The sequence below is a fragment of the Streptomyces sp. NPDC091280 genome (assembly GCF_044768565.1).
In the GTDB taxonomy this organism is placed as follows: Bacteria; Actinomycetota; Actinomycetes; order Streptomycetales; family Streptomycetaceae; genus Streptomyces.
This window is the reverse complement of sequence record NZ_JBIVUZ010000001.1, coordinates 797,394-815,614: the sequence shown is the minus strand read 5'-3', so window position 1 is coordinate 815,614 and position 18,221 is coordinate 797,394. Positions and strand designations below refer to the sequence as shown.

Below are 18,221 nucleotides of genomic sequence, written 5' to 3'. Positions count from 1 at the left end.
AGTGTCCTGATTGAGGGGAGTTTGGGCCTTATGTCGTCTCGGATCGTGGACGCCGCCGATGCCATGGTGTCCGGGAGCTCCGATCTCGTCGTCCTCGACGGGGTCGGCTTCGGGGTCGCCGACGTCGTCCGGCTCGCCGACGGGGACGCGCGGCCGGTTCCCGGCACCGACGCCATGAAGCGCGCCACCGAGTCCTGGGACGCGGCCCGCCAGATCGCCGCGACCGGCCGCGTCTACGGCCGCTCGACCGGCGTCGGCGCCAACCGGAACGAGGACGTGCCCACCGAGGCGGCGGCAGAACACGGCCTGCGCCTGCTCCGCAGCCACGCCGGCGCGATCGGCGACGAACTCCCGGCCCGCGAGGTCCGCGCCATGCTCGCCGTCCGCGCGAACCAGCTCCTCGCCGGCGGCGCCGGCCTGCGCCCGACCGTCGTCACCGCCCTGTGCGAGGCCCTGGAGAGCGGGGTGCATCCGGCCGTCAACGAGTTCGGTTCGGTGGGCACCGGGGACATCGCCGCACTCGCCCAGGTGGGACTGGCCCTGGTCGGGGAGCGGCCCTGGCGGGGGACGGACCGGGACGCGGCCGGCGTCCCCGAGCCCCAACCCCTCGACAACAACGACGCGTTGGCGCTCATCAGCAGCAACGCCCTCACCCTCGGACAGGCCGCGCTCGCGCTGCACGAACTGCGCGGACTGATCGGTGCCACGCAGGTCGTCGGGGCCCTGTCGCTGCTCGCCGTGGACGGGTCGCACGAGCCGTTCGCCGCGCCCGTGCACGCCCACCGCCCGCACCGGGGCTCGGTCGAAGTCGCCCGCCGGATGCGGGAGTTGATCGGTGCCGCCGACCGGCCCACCCCTCCGCTCGGGCGCATCCAGGACCCGTACGGCTTCCGGTGCCTGCCGCAGATCCACGGGCCCGCGCACGACGCGGCGGACGCGCTGGAGGAGGTGCTCGCGATCGAGATCAACGCGGCCGCCGAGAACCCCTTCATCTCCGCCGAGGACATGACCGCCTACCACCACGGCGGCTTCTACCAGGCCCAACTCGTCCTCGCCCTGGACCACTTCAGGCTCGCGCTGACCCAGGTGGCCCGGCTGTCGACCTCGCGGCTCTCCTCCCTCAACGAGCCCGCGTTCACCCGCCTCAGGCCCTTCCTCGCCGACAGCGAACCCGCCTCCTCCGGCGTGATGATCCTGGAGTACGCCGCCGCGGCGGCCCTCGGCGACCTGCGCGCGTTCTCCGCTCCCGCCTCGCTCGGGCACGCTGTACTCTCCCGGGGCGTCGAGGAACAGGCCAGCTTCGCCTCGCTCGCCGCCCGTCAGACACTGCGCGCCTGCCGCGCGTACCGTCTCGTCGTCGGCTGCGAACTCGTCGCCGCCGTACGGGCGTTGCGCCAGCGCGACCTGCGGCCCGACCCGGAACTGCCGGTCGGGCGCGCGCTGGAACTCGCCGAGGCGGTGCTCGACGACGACCCGGCGGACCGGCCGCTCACGGACGACGTGACGGCGGCGGCCGGACTGCTGGACCGGTTCACCGAGATCTGGAGGGGGAACACGGCATGACCGTGGATGGGAGTCTGGACGAGACGGTGGACGCGATCCTGGAGGGGACCTTGGACACGAGTACGGGTGCGATCGACAGCCCGGCCGCACGGTTGCAGACGCTCTTCGAGGGGCACCGGCTCACCCCGACCCAGCGGCGCATCGCCCACAGCATGGTGCGGCGCGCGGCGGAGGTGCCGTTCCTGTCCAGTGTGGAACTCGCCGAACTCGCCGGCGTCAGCCAGCCCTCCGTGACCCGCTTCGCGGTCGCGCTCGGCTTCGACGGCTACCCGGCGCTGCGCAAGCACCTCCGCGAGGTCGCGCCCGCCGAGTCGGCCCCGGACACGGCGTCGTACAACGAGTACCAGCAGGCCGTAGAGGCCGAGATCGAGAACCTCAGGCACCTCTCCGAGATACTGGCCGATCCCCGCCCGGTCGCCAAGGCGGGCCGGCTGCTCGCCGCCTCGCGCCCGCTGCCCGTCCTCGGACTGCGCGCGGCGGCCTCCCAGGCGTACGGCTTCGCGTACTTCGCCGCCAAGGTGCACCCGGACGTACGGCTGCTCAACGAGGGCGGCACGATGATCCACGACCGCATCGACGCGGCCGTCCGGGCCGGTGCCACCGCTCTGCTCTGCTTCGCGCTGCCCCGGCATCCGCGCGAGGTCGTCGACACCCTGGCGTACGCGCGGGAGGCGGGCCTGACCGTCGTCACCGTCGCGGACTCGGCGTTCGCGCCCGTCGCCAAGGTGTCCGACCTGCTGATCCCGGCCGCCGTCGGCACCGGGCTCGCCTTCGACACGGCGTGCGCGCCGATGCTGCTGGGGCGGGTCCTCCTTGAGGCGATGTGCGACGACCTGCCGGACGCGCAGGCCCGGCTGGAGGAGTTCGACGCGCGGGCGGCGGCACGGGGGCTGTTCGTGGAGTGACGGGCGTGACCGTGACCTGGCAGGCGTGAAAGGACGGGCGTCAAGTGCCTTGTGCGGACGTGCTGTTCGGTGTCGGGGCCGCCCGGGGCGTGGTGGCCGGGCGGCCCCTTCGCGTCAGGAGGTGACGCGGCGCAGGAGCTTCTGCGCCACCGGCAGCAGCGCCCAGCACAGGGACGCCCAGTGCGTGACCAGGGCGACGGGGATCGAGACGGCGAACGTCACGATCGTCGCGTCCACCCACGCCAGGGTCTCCGCGATCACCTCGCGCGGGGCGTCCTGGCGCAGCAGCCCGGACTGGCGCAGATCCGCGACGGTCAGTCTGAAGCACAGGCCGGTCAGGGCCTGGCCGGCCGCGTACACGATGAACTGGGTCCGGAACGCGTCCGCCTCGCTGGTCAGCAGTTTCGTGGTGAACGGTGTGACGACGATCAGCAGCAGCCACAGCAGGTTCCAGCGGATGGCCCCGCCGGACAGGCCCCTCACGTACCGGAACACGCGCTGGTGCAGCATCCACTGCATGGCGATGGCCGCGAAGCTGACCAGGAACGCGACGTACTCCGTCAGGTGCTCGCGCAGGAAGTGCCGCACGCCCGCGTCGCCGTGCGCGTCCGCGCCCGGGACCGGCAGTTCGAGGGCCAGCAGGGTGATGGCGATGGCCACCACCGCGTCCGAGAAGTAGATCAGCCGCTCCGGACTCGCCGGTTCGATCCGCCCGGCCGGCTCGGCGGGTCTGGTGGGTTCGGACGGCTCGGCCGACCCGGCCGACCCGGCCGACCCGGTTGATCCGGTCGGTTCGGTCGTCGTGTCGGGGGCGCTCATGCGATGGCCTGTCCGGCCGCGGTCGCGTTCGCGGCGGCGGCCTTGGCCCGGGCCGCGTAACGGCCGGAGAGGACGAACGGGACGACGAACGCCAGCACCTGGGCGGCGACCAGCGGCGCCGTCGCGGAGTGGTCGTAGCCGACCACGAGGGCGCAGGCGAGCGCGCCGAGCGCGAACGCGGACGCCCATATGGTCGTCAGGACCATGTTGACCCGGATGAAGCGCGGCGAGTGCCAGAACTCCGGTGCCACCTCCGCGCGGGCGAAGGCCAGCGTGAAGGGGCGGCGCACGGCGAGGGAGGCCAGGGCGGTGGCCGCCAGGGTGGCGTTCGCCAGCGCGCAGATCCAGTGCCGCAGTCCCGACGCCGGGTCCGCCAGCGCGACGACGGCCATGACCACGAAGAAGGCGCAGGTGGCGGCGCCCAGCAGATCGACGCTCCGGGCGCGGAGCTGCCCTGCGAGCAACCAGAGCGCGGCCAGTGCGGCGGCGCCCGTGCCCAGTCGCCAGTCGACCGGGCTCAGGGCCGCGTAACACAGCCAGGGTGCGAAACCGCGGACGTAGTTCACCGGTGTTTTCCTCCACGAGTCCAAGAGCAGCCGTACCGGGGAGTCCAATGTTGGACGGTTGGATTATGACCGTCCAACTCTCGACCGTCCAGTCATGGTTAGTGAAAGTCCGGACGGTAGGGTGAGGTCATGAGCCTGCCCCACGCCCTCCTCGGGCTCCTCTCCGAGCAGCCCGCCAGCGGCTACGACCTGCTCAAGCGGTTCGACGAGGGGCTGTCGGCCGTGTGGCCCGCCCAGAAGAGCCAGGTCTACAGCGAGCTGGCCAAGCTCGACGAGAACGGGCTGATCGAGATCACCGGCACCGGCGCCCGCCAGCGCCGCGAGTACGGCATCACCGACGCGGGCCGCGCCGAACTGCGCCGCTGGCTCACCGAATCCGACGTCGACCTCGCCTTCCGCAGCGCGGCCCTGCTCCGCGTCTTCTTCCTGTGGACCCTCGACCGCGGCGAGGGCGCCGCGTACCTGGAGAAGTTCGCCGACCACAACCACCAGCGGCTCACCGCGATGCAGGCCATCCTCGACAACGCGGAGTGGGTGGGCGACCCCGTCCAGATCTGCGGCTGGCTCATGCTCGAATACGGCCTGCGGGGTTCCGAGACCGCCGAGCAGTGGGCCCGCTGGGCCGCCGGCGAACTCACCGAGCGCCTGGACACGCCCTCCTGACCCGGGGCGGGGGTGGCATCCGGGTGCGGGCGAAATAGCCCGTTCTCAGACTCGTCTCACGTTCGCTCACTAGTCTCCCGGCCCGACACAACTGTGCCGGGACGACCAGGAGGCAGGACGTGGCACGCGGAGATCGCGGAGATCGCAGAGTCCAGGGACTGGCCCGAGTGGCCGTCGTCGTACGGGCCGGAGCCGCCCCGCTGTGGTGGTTCGGGGTGCTGGCCGCGGGCGTCGGAGTGCTGCCGTCGGGCATCACCGGGCGCCGGATCGGGGTGATGGCGGGGGCCGCCCTGTTCATCCTCGCGGCGGCCGTCGTGTCGTACGTGCGCCGTCGGCGCTACATAGCCCTCGCCCGTGGCGCCGCCCGGGCCGGCAAGCACGACGTGCTCCAGGACCGCGCGGTGTCGGTGCGCAACTGGCGCCGCGCGCACCGCTGGTGGCTCGTCCTCGCCTTCGCGCTCGCGCTGGGCAGCGGGTTCGCCGTCCCGGCGGCGGGCGGCATGCTGCTCGCCGGGGCCGGCACCGGCCTGCGGCTGAAGGCCGCCTGGCTGGGGCGCCGGGAACGGGCCGAGGACGTCTTGCTGTGGATCCGCGTGGACTGGCTGGACGGGCGGGGCGGTGCCCCCGCCGGGAAGTCCGTCAAGGGCTACCGCTCCACCGGTATCGCCGCGGGCGACGCCACCCCGGGCGGGGCGCGCCGCCGCGGCGACGTCTACGTCTGACCGGTCTCCTGACCCGGTCTTCAGACCTCCAGATCGGCCTCGATCCGCTTCAGCTGGTGGCGGGCCATCGCCAGGTTGCTGCGGCCGGCGTCCAGCACCAGGTACAGGAACAGCCCGTTGCCGCCGCGGCCCTTGATCAGCCGGATCAGGTGGTACTGGCTGGAGAGGGTGATCAGGATGTCCTCGATCTCGCCCTTCAGGCCGAGGTGCTCCATGGTGCGCATCTTGGCGCGCACCACGTCGGTGTTGCCTGCGGCGGCGACGCCGAGGTCGAAGGTCTTGCTGCCGCCCATCGTGCCGAGCGCCATACCGCTGGTGTAGTCGACGAGCGCGACGCCGGTCGCGCCCTCGATGGAGGTCAGCGCCTCTTTGAGCGAGGTTTCGGTGTTGGCCATGACAGTGCTCCCTTGGGTCCGTTCAACTTTCCGTGGTGGTGCGCGCGTTGGTCGTTGCGGTGGTGCGTGGTGCGCGCGCTGTTCTCGGTCGTGCGGTGGTGGCTCTGGTGGGCTCCTTGACCGGCGCCGCGTCGGCCCGCTCCGCCGCCTCGGTCGTCGCCGCCGCCTCGGCGTCGACCAGTTCCCCGATCCGGGCCCCCGAGCGGCGGCTCTCCAGCAGCAGCCGGCCGACGTTCACGCTGTCCTGCGCGAGCACGGTCAGCACGGCGCCCCGGCCCGCCGCGCAGGTCACGACATAGCCGTAGACCCCGCGCACCAGCAGCTCGCGGAAGTCGCCCTGCCCGGTCGCGTCCGCCATCCGTACGGCCACGCCGAGCGCCGTCACGGTCAGCGCCGCGACCCGCTCCGGCTCGACGCCCGGGGTGTCCTGGGCCAGCACGAGACCGTCGACACCCGCCGCGAGCGCCCCCGTCAGCTGCGGCACCCGGGCTCTCAACCGCCGCAGCTCGTCCAGGACTTCGGCCTCGGCGGCCATCGGCTCTCTCCTCTCGGCGCGTGCTCGCTGCCACTCAAAGGGCCTCCAGCGCATCCCTGAGCCTCTTCAGCAATGTGATGTCGGGGTCGGTGACGTCGGGCGGCGGCATGACGGCGGGCGGCGCGGGCGGCCGGGGCGAGACGAGCCCCGCCGACACCAGCCGCCGGACGTCCAGCAGCGTGGGGTAGGCCCGCCGGCCCAGCAGCCGCGCGATCTCCGGCGCCGTCCGCACCCCGTCCACCCACGCCAGTACGGCGGCCTGCCGGGGGGTGACCGGCGGGGGCGCGACGGGGTCGGTCCGCACCAGCGGCGCGCCGTCCGTCGCCGCGTCCGGCCAGACGCGGTGCAGCAGTTCGCGGCGGCGCAGCGTCTCGCGCTCCAGTGCGGCCACCGGAACCGGCCGCACGGAACCCAGCGGATGCGTGACCCCGTACCGGAAACGCCCCGGGGTGCTGCTCGGCGCGAGCACGAAGTACGCCGCGTCGTACAGCGCCCCGAGCTGGCACAGTTCCAGCGCGCCCGCGCCGATCAGGCCGCCGTCCAGCAGCAGCCGGGTGGTGTCGTGCCGGTCGTCGGTCGCGTCGGTCGCGGCCTGCCAGGCCTCGGCGCGCAGGGTGCCGTGCGCGGTGAGGAGCAGGTCGAGTCCGGGAGCGGAGGGGCTCTCGGCGTGCACCACCCGGCCCGCGACGAGATGCAGACTGCCGCGCTCGCGGACGAGGACGCCGGTGGCCTCCTCGGTCGCGAGCCGGGTCAGCATCGGCGAGACCCCGCCCCAGGCCCGGTCGATCGCGGCGGCCTTGTCCCGTACCGGCAGCCGGGGCGGCGGGGTGGTCGGCGTGGTCCTGAGCGCGGTCATCCCAGCACCAGCCGTCCCGCCATCTCGCCGAGGCGGATCCGGGCCAGCGCGAGATTGCCCTCCGCGCGGGCCAGCCACAGATGCAGGAACACACTGCTGTCGAACGACGTCCGCACGAACCGCAGGACGTGATAGCTGTCCCGGTTGCTGACGATCAGATCCTCCAGCGGAGGATCGTCGGCCTCCTCCCCGTCCTGCGCCTCGGACGCGAACGCCCGGTGCTCGGCCGCCAGCCGCGCCAGTTCCGCGGCCTCCGCCGCGCTGGCCTCCTGGTCGCCGCCGGGCGACTCTCCCACGACGCCCAGGGCCAGCCCGCTGGTCCAGTCGACCAGGGCGGCGCCCCGGGCACCGGGCAGCCGCATCGCCTCCAGTAAGCACTCGTCGATTCCGGGCACCGTGGCTCCCCTCCCGCCTGCGGTTCGGCTGAGTGACCACGAAGCTACGCACCGTGTGGCCGAGGGGTGAGGGATCCGGCATTTTCCGGTGGAACATGCCCCGAGTGACTAAGGTGGGTCAACTGACCCCGTTTCCCCACCAGTTCAACCCCATGGTCACGGGGGTGCGTCAATGGCGCCCGGGTGCGTGAAGGGTGGTGAGCGCGGCGGCGTGCGCCCCTCCGGATTCGGCCACGATCTCCGCCATCGTCTGCGGCTGCCGCACGGTCGCGAACGCCACACCTCCCGAACCGTCCGGCACGAAGCCGTAAATGCCGGGCCTGGCAAGGGAGTTGTAGGCGTAGTGGGCCGTGAAGTAGTACGCCCCGGTGTCCAGCGCCGCCACATGGTCGCCCTGCTCAAGGAGCGGCAGCGCGCAGCCCTCCGCCAGCAGATCACCCGCGAAACAGGCCGGACCGGCGACGTCCTGCACCACCGCGGCCCCCGACTTGGGCCGCCCCTTCGCGTCGTAGGCGGCGACCCGCAGTGGCCACGACCGCGGCGCGTACACCGTCCGGGGCGCCACCTGCACCCCCGCGTGGGTGACCGCGATCGGCCGCCCGCCGGCGCTCTTCGTGTACTCGACCCGGGCCACCACCGTCCCCTGCTTGGCCAGCAGCGACCGCCCGAACTCGGTCACCAGCCCGTACCGCCCGTCGAACAGCCCCGGCACGGTCTCCTTGAGCAGCCGCGCGTACTGCGCGTACGTCGGACTCGTCGCGTCCGCGTCGAAGGCCACCCCCAGCCCGCCGCCGATGTCGAGCGTGTCGATCTGCCGGCGCCCGAGCCGCCCGTTGATCTCCTCCGCCAGCGTGTACGTCTCCGCGACGCCCCGCGCCAGCAGCTCCGGCGGGATGCCCTGCGACCCGGTGTGCGCGTGCAGCCGGGTCAGCCACGGCCGCTCGGCGAACGCCCGCACCACCCACTCGCGCGCCCCCTCGTCCCGCAGTGCCACCCCGAACTTCGAGGTCGCCGTCGCCGTGGAGAGCGCGGCGATCGACCCGGCGCCGATCTGCGGGTTGACCCGGATCCCGACCGGCGAACGACTGTCCGCCGACCTCATCAGCCCGTCGATCCGCGCCAGTTCCTGCGGGTTGTCGACGTTCACCGCGATCCCCAGCGCCAGCGCCTCGCGCAGCTCCGCCGGTGTCTTCGCCGGCGCGTCGAACACGGTCCGCTCCGGCCGTACGCCCGCCGCCCGCGCCAGCGCCAGTTCGCCGGGGCTCGCCACCTCCGCGCCGATGCCCTCCTCGCGCAGCAGCCGCACCACCGCCACCATCGGGTTCGCCTTCACCGCGAACGCGTGCAGCACCGGTGTCCCCGGCGCCGTCACCGCGTCGAACGCCGCCCGCAGCGCTGCCGCCGACTCCCGGATCCCGGTGACGTCCAGCAGCGCGGCGATGGGCGACTCCGGTCCCAGCAGCCCCTGTTCGAGGGCGGCCCGCACCGCCCGGTCCCGCCGCGCCGCCCGCTCGGCGCCGTCCGTGTGACCCTGGTGTACGTCGTTCACCGTGTCCCCCGTCGTGTCGTTGCCCGTGCTCGTCACATCCAGCCAAACATCCCGAGGCCGCCCACATCGGCGCCGCCATGTATTGACTAGTTCTATTCAGAGCGCCAGGATGTGAATAACCGCAGTAAGAATCGCAGTGAACAACCGCGGTGGAACCGCGGCAGAGACGCGTACACAGATCCGCTGAGAGCAGTCCGCTAGGAGGCAGACCATGTCAGGACCCCGCCCCGTACGAGCACCGCGCGGTACGGAACTGAGCGCCCTGGGATGGCAGCAGGAAGCCGCCCTGCGGATGCTGCAGAACAACCTGGACCCCGAGGTCGCCGAACACCCCGACAAGCTCGTCGTCTACGGCGGCACCGGCAAGGCCGCCCGCGACTGGCGCTCCTACGACGCCATGGTCCGCACCCTGCGCACCCTCAAGCAGGACGAGACGATGCTCGTCCAGTCCGGCCGCCCGGTCGGCGTCATGCAGACCCACGAGTGGGCCCCGCGCGTCCTCATCGCCAACTCCAACCTCGTCGGCGACTGGGCCAACTGGGAGGAGTTCCGCCGCCTTGAGGCCCTCGGCCTCACCATGTACGGCCAGATGACCGCCGGTTCGTGGATCTACATCGGCACCCAGGGCATCCTCCAGGGCACCTACGAGACCTTCGCCGCCGTCGCCGCCAAGAAGTTCAACGGCACCCTCGCCGGGACCATCACCCTCACCGCCGGCCTCGGCGGCATGGGCGGCGCCCAGCCCCTCGCGGTCACCATGAACGACGGCGTCGCGATCTGCATCGACGTCGACCCGCGCGCCATCGAGCGCCGCATCGAGCACCGCTACCTCGACGTCCGCGCCGACTCCCTCGCGCACGCCCTCCAGCTCGCCGTCGAGGCCCGCGACGCCCGCCGCCCGCTCTCCATCGGCCTGCTGGGCAACGCCGCCGAACTGCTCCCGCAGATGCTCGCCGAGGGCGCCCCCATCGACATCGTCACCGACCAGACCTCGGCCCACGACCCGCTGGCCTACCTCCCCGTGGGCATCGCCTTCGAGGACATGGCCGACGAGGCCGCCAAGGACCCGGCGGGCTTCACCACCCGCGCCCGTGAGTCCATGGCCAAGCACGTCGAGGCCATGGTCGGCTTCATGGACGCCGGCGCCGAGGTCTTCGACTACGGCAACTCGATCCGCGGCGAGGCCCAACTCGCCGGATACGAGCGGGCGTTCGCCTTCCCCGGCTTCGTCCCCGCCTACATCCGCCCGCTCTTCTCCGAGGGCAAGGGCCCCTTCCGCTGGGCCGCCCTGTCCGGCGAGGCCTCCGACATCGCCAAGACCGACAAGGCGATCCTCGACCTCTTCCCGGAGAACGAGTCCCTGCACCGCTGGATCAAGCTGGCCGGTGAACGCGTCCACTTCCAGGGCCTGCCCGCCCGCATCTGCTGGCTCGGCTACGGCGAGCGCGACAAGGCCGGCGAGCGCTTCAACGACATGGTGGCGAGCGGCGAGTTGGTGGCGCCCCTGGCCATCGGCCGCGACCACCTCGACTGCGGCTCCGTCGCCTCCCCCTACCGCGAGACCGAGGCCATGCTCGACGGCTCCGACGCCATCGCCGACTGGCCGCTGCTGAACGCCATGGTCAACGTCGCCTCCGGCGCCTCCTGGGTCTCCCTCCACCACGGCGGCGGTGTCGGCATGGGCCGCTCCATCCACGCCGGCCAGGTCTCGGTGGCCGACGGCACCAAGCTCGCCGGCGAGAAGATCCGCCGCGTCCTGACCAACGACCCGGGCATGGGCGTCATCCGCCACGTCGACGCGGGCTACGACATCGCGGAGCGGGTCGCCGACGAGCGCGGCGTGCGGGTGCCGATGCGCGAGGGTGACGACGCGTGACCCTTCCGGGAGACGAGCGGCGCGGCGACTTTCCGACGGCGACCGGGACGGGGACGGGGACGGGGACGGGGAACCGGGCGCCGGCCGCGCCGGCCGGTGATTCCTTCCACTCGATGTGGCGCGACCTGCTCCCCATCGGCCGGCACCCCGACTCCGGCGGCTACCGCCGGTTCGCCTGGACGGACGCCGACGCCGCATGCCGGGCCTGGTTCGAGGAGCAGGCCCGGGCCCGCGGCCTGACCTACGAACTCGACCGCAACGGCAACCAGTGGGCCTGGCTCGGCGACCCCGCCGCCGGGGACGCCGTCGTCACCGGGTCGCATCTCGACTCGGTGCCGGACGGCGGGGCCTTCGACGGACCCCTCGGTGTCGTGTCGTCGTTCGCCGCGCTCGACGAACTGCGCGGCAGGGGCGTCGAGTTCGGCAAGCCGCTCGCCATCGTCAACTTCGGCGACGAGGAAGGCGCGCGCTTCGGGCTCGCCTGCGTCGGCTCGCGGCTGGCTGCCGGGCAGCTCACCGTCGAGCAGGCGCACCGCCTGACGGACGGCGACGGGATCACACTGCCGCAGGCCATGGCCGCGGCGGGCTACGACGCCGACGCCATCGGCCCCGACCCCGAACGGCTCGCCCGCATCGGCGCGTTCGTCGAACTCCACGTCGAACAGGGCCGCGCGCTGGACCTGTCCGGCGACCGGGTCGGCATCGCCAGCGCCATCTGGCCGCACGGCCGGTGGCGGTTCGACTTCCGGGGCGAGGCCAACCACGCCGGCACCACCCGCCTGGTGGACCGGCGCGACCCCATGCTGTCGTACGCCGAGACCGTGCTCGCCGCCCGCCGCGAGGCCCAACTCGCCGGTGCCGTCGCCACGTTCGGGAAGATCGCCGTCGAGCCGAACGGCGTCAACGCCATCCCCTCCCTGGTGCGCGGCTGGCTCGACTCCCGCGCCGCCGACCAGGACACCCTGGACACGGTGGTCACCGGCGTCGAGAAGGCGGCCCGCGAGTACGCCGAGGCGCACGGCGTCGACCTCGACGTCGTCCGGGAGTCCTTCACCCCCGTCGTCGAGTTCGACCACGCCCTGCGCGACGAACTCGCCCGCGTCCTGGGCAAGGACACCGACCTCAAGGTCCCCGTCCTGGGCACCGGCGCCGGACACGACGCCGGAATCCTCTCCGGGAGCATCCCGACCGCCATGCTGTTCGTGCGCAACCCCACGGGCGTCTCGCACTCCCCGGCCGAGTTCGCGGCCGAGGACGACTGCGTGGCCGGGGTGACCGCACTCGCCGACGTACTGGAAGGGCTGGCCCGCAGGTGACGCACCCCGACACGCGGACGTACTGGCTGGAACACGCCTGGCTCGACACCAACGTCGAGCCGGGCGTCGCCCTGGAGGTGGGCGACGGACGGATCGCGGCCGTCCGCACGGGCGTGGAGGGCCCGCCCCCCGGGGCCGAGATCCTGCGCGGACTCACCCTCCCCGGGCTCGCCAACGCCCACAGCCACGCCTTCCACCGCGCCCTGCGCGGCACCGTCCAGGTCGGCTCCGGCACCTTCTGGACCTGGCGGGAGCTCATGTACTCCTTCGCCGACCGGCTCACCCCGGACACCTACCACGCACTGGCCCGCGCGGTGTACGCCGAGATGGCGCTCGCCGGGATCACGGCGGTCGGCGAGTTCCACTACGTGCACCACGCCCACGGCGGCACCCGCTACGCCGACCCCAACGCGATGGGTGAGGCCCTCCTCGCCGCCGCCTCCGAAGCCGGCATCCGCATCACCCTCCTCGACACCGCCTACCTCTCCTCCGGCTTCGGACAGCCCCCCAACCACCACCAGCTCCGCTTCTCCGACGGCAGCGCGGAGGCCTGGGCCGAACGCTCTTCACTTCTCAAGGAACGGGATCACGCGCGGATCGGCGCCGCCGTCCACTCCGTACGGGCCGTGCCCGCCGGCGAGTTGGCGACCGTGGCCCAGTGGGCCCAGGAGCGGCGGGCCCCGCTCCACGTCCATCTGTCCGAGCAGACCGCCGAGAACGACGCCTGCCGCGCCGCCCACGACCTGACGCCCACCCAACTCCTCGCCGAACACGGGGTGTTGGGCCCGCGCACCACGGGCGTCCACAACACCCACCTCACCGACGAGGACATCGCGCTGCTCGGCTCGACCGGCACGGGCACCTGCATGTGCCCGACGACCGAACGCGACCTCGCGGACGGCATCGGCCCCGCGGTCGCCCTCCAGCGGGCCGGCTCCCCGCTCTCCCTCGGCTCCGACAGCCACGCCGTCATCGACCTGCTCGAAGAGGCCCGCGCGATGGAGCTGAACGAGCGCCTGCGCACCCGCACCCGGGGCCACTGGACAGCGGCGGCCCTGCTCCGCGCGGCCTCCGCCGACGGCCACGCGGCCCTCGGCTGGGACGAGGCGGGCAGCCTCACGGAAGGCGCCCTCGCCGACTTCACGACGATCGCGCTCGACTCCGTCAGAACAGCGGGGCCGGTGCCCAGGCTCGGCGCCGAGACCGCCGTATTCGCGGCGACGGCGGCCGACGTACGGCACACCGTCGTGGGCGGGCGACACGTCGTACGCGACGGGGCGCACGCGCTCGTCCCGGATGTGCCGCAAGCGCTCGCGCGCGCAGTCGAAGCCCTGCGGGCCTGACCACCACCCACGAGGACACGATGAGCAGCAGCACCGTCATCACCAACATCGCCACACTCGTCACCAACGACCCCTCCCTCGGTGATGGTTCGCCCCTCGGTCTGGTCCAGGACGCGGCCGTCGTCATCGACGGCGACCACGTCGTGTGGACCGGTGAATCAAGCAAAGCACCCGCCACTGACAATCGGGTCGACGCAGGTGGGAGAGCGGTCCTGCCCGGCTTCGTCGACTCGCACTCGCACCTCGTCTTCGCGGGCGACCGCACGCAGGAGTTCAACGCCCGGATGTCCGGGCGGGCCTACAGCGCGGGCGGCATCCGCACGACGGTCGCGGCCACCCGCGCCGCGAGCGACGCGGAGCTGGAGGCCAACCTCACCCGCTACCTCGACGAGGCCCTGCGCCAGGGCACGACCACCTTCGAGACCAAGTCCGGCTACGGCCTGACGGTCGCCGACGAGTCCCGCGCCCTGCGGATCGCCGCCGCGCACACCGACGAGGTGACCTACCTCGGCGCGCACATCGTCGCGCCCGACCGCGCCGACGACCCCGCCGCGTACGTGTCGCTCGTCACCGGCGAGATGCTCGACGCCTGCGCCCCGTACGCCCGTTGGATCGACGTGTTCTGCGAGAAGGGCGCCTTCGACGGCGACCAGGCGCGGGCGATCCTGACCGCAGGCAAGGCGAAGGGCCTGCGCCCGCGCATCCACGCCAACCAGCTCTCCTACGGCCCCGGCGTCCAGCTCGCCGTGGAACTGGACGCGGCCAGCGCCGACCACTGCACCCACCTCACGGACGCGGACGTCGACGCGCTGGCGAGCGGCCGTACCGTCGCGACCCTGCTGCCCGGCGCCGAGTTCTCGACCCGGGCCCAGTGGCCGGACGCGCGCCGGCTCCTGGACGCGGGGGTCACGGTCGCGCTGTCCACCGACTGCAACCCGGGCTCGTCGTTCACCTCCTCGGTGCCGTTCTGCATCGCGCTGGCGGTGCGGGACATGGGCATGACCCCGGACGAGGCGGTGTGGTCGGCCACGGCGGGCGGAGCGGCGGCCCTGCGGCGCGAGGACGTGGGCCGGATCGCGCCCGGCGCCCGCGCCGACCTGATCCTGCTGGACGCGCCCAGCCATGTGCACCTGGCCTACCGGCCGGGCGTGCCGCTGGTCAGCGGAGTGTGGCGGCGCGGAATCCGGACGCTCTGAGGGCGGCGGGCCCGCTGAAAGCAGGCTGAGGCCGTGGTGAAACCGGCCGGGCGCAGGCTCTGTTCCACAACAGACGCCCGCCCACTCCCGTCCGAGGAGCACACCACCATGGCCATCGAACTCACCCTCACCGACAAGGACAAGGCCACCCTGCGCACCGCCGCGTTCGGCGCCGTGTCGCTGCTGGTCGCCGCCGGTGCCACCGGATCGCCGCACCGGATCGCCACCCGGGGCAGCATCGCGCTGTCCTCGGCGACCGGCCGGGTCGGCCACGTCCTCGCCGAGAAGTCGAAGACCGAGGGCCTGGACGGCAGGTCCGCGGCCGAGATCGCCGACCGGGTGCTGCCCGCCCTGACCGCGACCACGGCGCTCCTCAGGGAACAGGACCCGGCCGAGGCCGACAACTTCCGCTCCACCGTCCTGGTCGCCGTGGAAGAGGCCGTACGGGGCGTCAAGGGCGAACCCGGGCCCGTCATGAACGAGATGATCCGCAAGATCACCGCGGCCCTCGACGCCGCCTGATCCGCGCGGCAAGGGCGCCGAAGCCTCCCGGCCGTGTCCGTGGCCCGCGCGGACACGGCCGTAGGGTGCTCGCCATGAGCATCATCGGGGTTGGTATCGACGTGGCCGAGATCGACCGGTTCGCGGCGTCGCTGGCGCGCACACCCGGGATGGCCCGACGCCTGTTCCTGGACAGCGAGTTGCTGCTGCCGAGCGGGGAACGCCGCGGACCCGCCTCCCTCGCCGCCCGCTTCGCCGCGAAGGAGGCCCTCGCGAAGGCACTGGGCGCCCCGGCCGGGCTCCTGTGGACGGACGCCGAGATCTACGTCGAGGACAGCGGACAGCCCCGCCTGCGCGTGACGGGCACGGTCGCGGCCCGCGCCGCCGAACTGGGCGTCCGCTCCTGGCACGTGTCGTTGAGCCATGACGCGGGGGTGGCCTCGGCGGTGGTGATCGCGGAGGGGTGACGGGGGCGGGGAACCGTGAGCCCCCGCGTGCGTTCCCTGCACCCCCCGGGGCAGACTCGACCGCATGCGTACTGCGTACAGCGTGGAGACGGTGAGGGCGGCCGAACGGCGGCTGATGGCACGGCTGCCTGACGGCGCGCTCATGCAGCGCGCGGCGGCCGGACTGGCCGTCGCCTGCGCCCAGTTGACGGGCCGGGTCTACGGCAGCCGGGTCGCGCTGCTGGTCGGCAGCGGGGACAACGGCGGCGACGCGCTCTACGCGGGCGCCCGGCTGGCCCGGCGCGGCGCGGCCGTCACGGCGGTGTTGCTCGCCCCCGACCGCACCCACGCGCGCGGGCTCGTGGCGCTGCTCCGCGCGGGCGGCCGAACCGTGTCGCCGGACAATGCCCAAGGGCCGGTCCTGCGCGCCGATCTGGTCCTCGACGGGATCGTCGGGATCGGCGGCCGGGGCGGACTGCGCCCGGACGCCGCGCGGCTCGCGACCCTCGCCGGGGACTCCCGGGGTGCCGTCGTCGCCGTGGACCTGCCCAGCGGCGTCGAGGCGGACACGGGCGAGGTACGGGGCGCGGCGGTCCGGGCCGACCTCACCGTCACCTTCGGCACCCACAAACCCGGGCTGCTGATCGACCCCGCGCGCGGGTACGCCGGTTCCGTACGGCTCGTCGACATCGGACTCGGCGCCGAACTGCCCCCCGAACCCGAACTGGAGGCCCTGCAACACGCCGACGTAGCGGTGCTGCTGCCCGTGCCGGGCGCCGAGAGCGACAAGTACCGGCGCGGGGTGGTGGGCATCGCCGCCGGGTCCGGCCGCTACCCGGGCGCGGCCGTGCTCGCCGTCGCCGGAGCGCTGCGGGGCGGGGCCGGGGCCGTACGGTACGTCGGTCCGGCCGCGGACGCGGTGATCGCGCGGTTCCCCGAGGCCCTGGTGTCGGACCGGGGACCGGCCGAGGCGGGCCGGGTGCAGGCCTGGGTCGTCGGGCCGGGTGCGGGCGACGACGCGGCGACCGTGGCGGAGGTGGTGGCGGCCGACGTGCCGGTGCTCATCGACGCGGACGGCCTGCGGCTGGCGGATCCGGACGCCGTACGGGCCCGCAGGGCGCCGACGCTGATGACCCCGCACGCGGGCGAGGCCGCCGCGCTGCTCGGAGTACCGCGCGCCGAGGTCGAGGCGGCCCGTCTCACCTCCGCGCGGGAGTTGGCGCGCCGCTACGGGGCGACCGTGCTCCTCAAGGGCTCGACGACACTGGTCGCCGACTCCGGGGGCGGCGCGGTGCGGGTCAATCCGACGGGCACCGCCTGGCTGGCCACCGCGGGCAGCGGCGACGTCCTGTCGGGCCTCGCGGGCTCACTGCTGGCGGCGGGCCTGACGGCGTTCGACGCGGGCAGCGCGGGCGCGTACCTGCACGGCCTCGCGGGACGCCTGGCGGCGGACGGGGCACCGGCGGGAGCACACGACGTCGCGGAGGCCGTACGGACGGCGTGGCGGGACGTGAGGGACTGAACCCGTCCCGCGCGGACCGCGCCCACCGCTCCCACCCCACTCTCCCCACTCGTCAATAAGAGTGACCCCTCCGCGCGGCACCCGCCCACCGACCGGGCGTCACGTTTCTCTGATCGCATGATCAGTACACGAATCGCGCACAGAAGCATCGCGGTGCTGCTCACCGCGGTGATCGCCCTCCCGTTCGGGGCCACGACCGCCGCCGCCGACGGGCCGGTGCCGCCGGCGGCCGGACCCGGCGAGAGCGAGCTCGTGCCGGGGGTGCCTCCGGGGCCGTATCAGCCCTGGCAGATCGACACGCCCGACCAGGCCCTCGTACCGAAGGTGTACACACCCACCCCGGAGGAGGACCGGGTCGAGCCGAGGGACGCGGCGGCGGGGACGTACGCGCTCGTCGAGTACGTGCCGATCGGGGACGCCGTGGCGAAGGTCTCGTGCAGCAAACAGACCGGGCCCTACCAGCGGGGCGTGGAGCGGTGGCTGCGGCTGAAGGTGGACGGCCGGCAGTCGGCCGCCGACTGCGCGGCCATCAAGGCCTTCCAGAAGAAGCAGGGCATCAAGCCCGCGATCGGCTTCGCCGGACCCGTGACCTGGGCGCGGATGCAGCTCCTCGCCGCGAAGAACAACCCGAACGCGGCGGGCAAGTGCCCCGTCCGCGCGTACCGGGTCGCCTGTGTCGATCTCGACCGGCAGCTCACCTGGGTGCAGAAGGGCAAGAAGGTCGTCTTCGGGCCGGTGCCGATGCGCAGCGGACGTACCGGGCACGTCACCCGGGGCGGCTGGCACAAGATCTACTGGAAGCACAAGAACCACTGGTCGACGCTCTACAACAGCCCGATGCCGTATGCCCAGTTCTTCGACGGCGGCATCGCCTTCCACGCCGTCTACGGCAGCATCTACACCACCACCGGCTCCTGGGGCTGCGTCAACCTCCGGCTGGCCGACGCCCGCAAACTGTGGAACGTCCTCAAGAAGGGCGACCGCGTCTACGTCTGGGGCCACCGGCCCGGGAACTAGCCGGGCCTGCGGGACTGTCAGTCCCCTCTGAGAGAC

19 protein-coding genes are annotated in these 18,221 nt (G+C 73.3%); 12 read left to right on the top strand and 7 right to left on the bottom strand.

Annotated elements, in window-relative coordinates; all coding sequences use genetic code 11:
* Nucleotides 1-30 precede the first annotated feature (30 nt).
* Together ACIQPR_RS03785 and ACIQPR_RS03780 are read left to right on the top strand one after the other, a co-directional pair.
* A complete protein-coding gene (locus ACIQPR_RS03785; protein ID WP_403641386.1) occupies nt 31-1,563 on the top strand; it encodes an aromatic amino acid ammonia-lyase in 1,533 nt (510 codons plus the stop codon).
* Complete coding sequence (locus ACIQPR_RS03780) at nt 1,560-2,468, top strand: MurR/RpiR family transcriptional regulator (RefSeq protein WP_403641384.1); 909 nt, start codon at nt 1,560-1,562, stop codon at nt 2,466-2,468. Before ACIQPR_RS03785 ends, ACIQPR_RS03780 begins: the two co-directional genes overlap by 4 nt.
* A 114-nt stretch (nt 2,469-2,582) precedes the next feature.
* Here the strand turns inward: ACIQPR_RS03780 and ACIQPR_RS03775 are convergent, their stop codons facing one another.
* Together ACIQPR_RS03775 and ACIQPR_RS03770 are read right to left on the bottom strand one after the other, a co-directional pair.
* Nucleotides 2,583-3,287, bottom strand: a complete 705-nt coding sequence (locus ACIQPR_RS03775; protein WP_403641382.1) for a TMEM175 family protein — start codon at nt 3,285-3,287, stop codon at nt 2,583-2,585.
* Nucleotides 3,284-3,853 carry a hypothetical protein gene (locus ACIQPR_RS03770; protein ID WP_403641379.1) on the bottom strand — a complete coding sequence of 190 codons (570 nt, stop codon included), beginning with the start codon at nt 3,851-3,853 and terminating at the stop codon, nt 3,284-3,286. Before ACIQPR_RS03770 ends, ACIQPR_RS03775 begins: the two co-directional genes overlap by 4 nt.
* 129 nt (nt 3,854-3,982) lie before the next feature.
* Between ACIQPR_RS03770 and ACIQPR_RS03765 the strand changes: the two genes are divergently transcribed.
* On the top strand, nt 3,983-4,516 hold the full coding sequence (locus ACIQPR_RS03765) for a PadR family transcriptional regulator (protein ID WP_403641376.1): 534 nt from the start codon (nt 3,983-3,985) through the stop codon (nt 4,514-4,516).
* A 119-nt stretch (nt 4,517-4,635) separates the two neighbouring features.
* On the top strand, nt 4,636-5,238 hold the full coding sequence (locus ACIQPR_RS03760) for a hypothetical protein (protein WP_403641373.1): 603 nt from the start codon (nt 4,636-4,638) through the stop codon (nt 5,236-5,238).
* Nucleotides 5,239-5,258: 20 nt separating this feature from the next.
* Here ACIQPR_RS03760 and ACIQPR_RS03755 read toward each other — a convergent pair whose 3' ends face one another.
* From ACIQPR_RS03755 to ACIQPR_RS03735, 5 genes are all read right to left on the bottom strand, one after another.
* On the bottom strand, nt 5,259-5,633 hold the full coding sequence (locus ACIQPR_RS03755) for a hypothetical protein (protein ID WP_403641370.1): 375 nt from the start codon (nt 5,631-5,633) through the stop codon (nt 5,259-5,261).
* Nucleotides 5,634-5,655: 22 nt separating this feature from the next.
* On the bottom strand, nt 5,656-6,168 hold the full coding sequence (locus ACIQPR_RS03750; RefSeq protein WP_403641367.1) for a roadblock/LC7 domain-containing protein: 513 nt from the start codon (nt 6,166-6,168) through the stop codon (nt 5,656-5,658).
* Nucleotides 6,169-6,202: 34 nt separating this feature from the next.
* Complete coding sequence (locus tag ACIQPR_RS03745) at nt 6,203-7,024, bottom strand: transcriptional regulator (protein ID WP_403641364.1); 822 nt, start codon at nt 7,022-7,024, stop codon at nt 6,203-6,205.
* Nucleotides 7,021-7,419 carry a hypothetical protein gene (locus ACIQPR_RS03740; RefSeq protein WP_403641362.1) on the bottom strand — a complete coding sequence of 133 codons (399 nt, stop codon included), beginning with the start codon at nt 7,417-7,419 and terminating at the stop codon, nt 7,021-7,023. Before ACIQPR_RS03740 ends, ACIQPR_RS03745 begins: the two co-directional genes overlap by 4 nt.
* 169 nt (nt 7,420-7,588) lie before the next feature.
* On the bottom strand, nt 7,589-8,968 hold the full coding sequence (locus tag ACIQPR_RS03735) for a diaminopimelate decarboxylase (protein ID WP_403641359.1): 1,380 nt from the start codon (nt 8,966-8,968) through the stop codon (nt 7,589-7,591).
* A 211-nt stretch (nt 8,969-9,179) separates the two neighbouring features.
* Here ACIQPR_RS03735 and hutU point away from each other — a divergent pair, with 211 nt between their 5' ends.
* The 8 genes from hutU (at nt 9,180) to ACIQPR_RS03695 (ending at nt 18,185) form a co-directional block, all read left to right on the top strand.
* Nucleotides 9,180-10,844, top strand: coding sequence for a urocanate hydratase (gene hutU, locus ACIQPR_RS03730; RefSeq protein WP_403641357.1), 1,665 nt, complete (start codon nt 9,180-9,182; stop codon nt 10,842-10,844).
* Between the two features lie 113 nt (nt 10,845-10,957).
* Nucleotides 10,958-12,160, top strand: coding sequence for an allantoate amidohydrolase (locus ACIQPR_RS03725; protein WP_403642900.1), 1,203 nt, complete (start codon nt 10,958-10,960; stop codon nt 12,158-12,160).
* Complete coding sequence (locus tag ACIQPR_RS03720; protein WP_403641354.1) at nt 12,157-13,503, top strand: formimidoylglutamate deiminase; 1,347 nt, start codon at nt 12,157-12,159, stop codon at nt 13,501-13,503. The genes ACIQPR_RS03725 and ACIQPR_RS03720 overlap by 4 nt, the downstream gene beginning before the upstream one ends.
* Before the next feature lie 20 nt (nt 13,504-13,523).
* Nucleotides 13,524-14,699 carry an imidazolonepropionase gene (gene hutI, locus ACIQPR_RS03715; protein WP_403641352.1) on the top strand — a complete coding sequence of 392 codons (1,176 nt, stop codon included), beginning with the start codon at nt 13,524-13,526 and terminating at the stop codon, nt 14,697-14,699.
* Nucleotides 14,700-14,807: 108 nt separating this feature from the next.
* On the top strand, nt 14,808-15,221 hold the full coding sequence (locus ACIQPR_RS03710) for a hypothetical protein (protein WP_403641349.1): 414 nt from the start codon (nt 14,808-14,810) through the stop codon (nt 15,219-15,221).
* A 74-nt stretch (nt 15,222-15,295) separates the two neighbouring features.
* On the top strand, nt 15,296-15,667 hold the full coding sequence (locus tag ACIQPR_RS03705; RefSeq protein WP_403641346.1) for a holo-ACP synthase: 372 nt from the start codon (nt 15,296-15,298) through the stop codon (nt 15,665-15,667).
* A gap of 64 nt (nt 15,668-15,731) precedes the next feature.
* Entirely contained in the window at nt 15,732-17,168 is a 1,437-nt protein-coding gene (locus ACIQPR_RS03700; RefSeq protein ID WP_403641344.1) for an NAD(P)H-hydrate dehydratase, read from the top strand.
* Nucleotides 17,169-17,285: 117 nt separating this feature from the next.
* A complete protein-coding gene (locus tag ACIQPR_RS03695) occupies nt 17,286-18,185 on the top strand; it encodes a L,D-transpeptidase family protein (RefSeq protein WP_403641341.1) in 900 nt (299 codons plus the stop codon).
* Nucleotides 18,186-18,221: the final 36 nt, after the last annotated feature.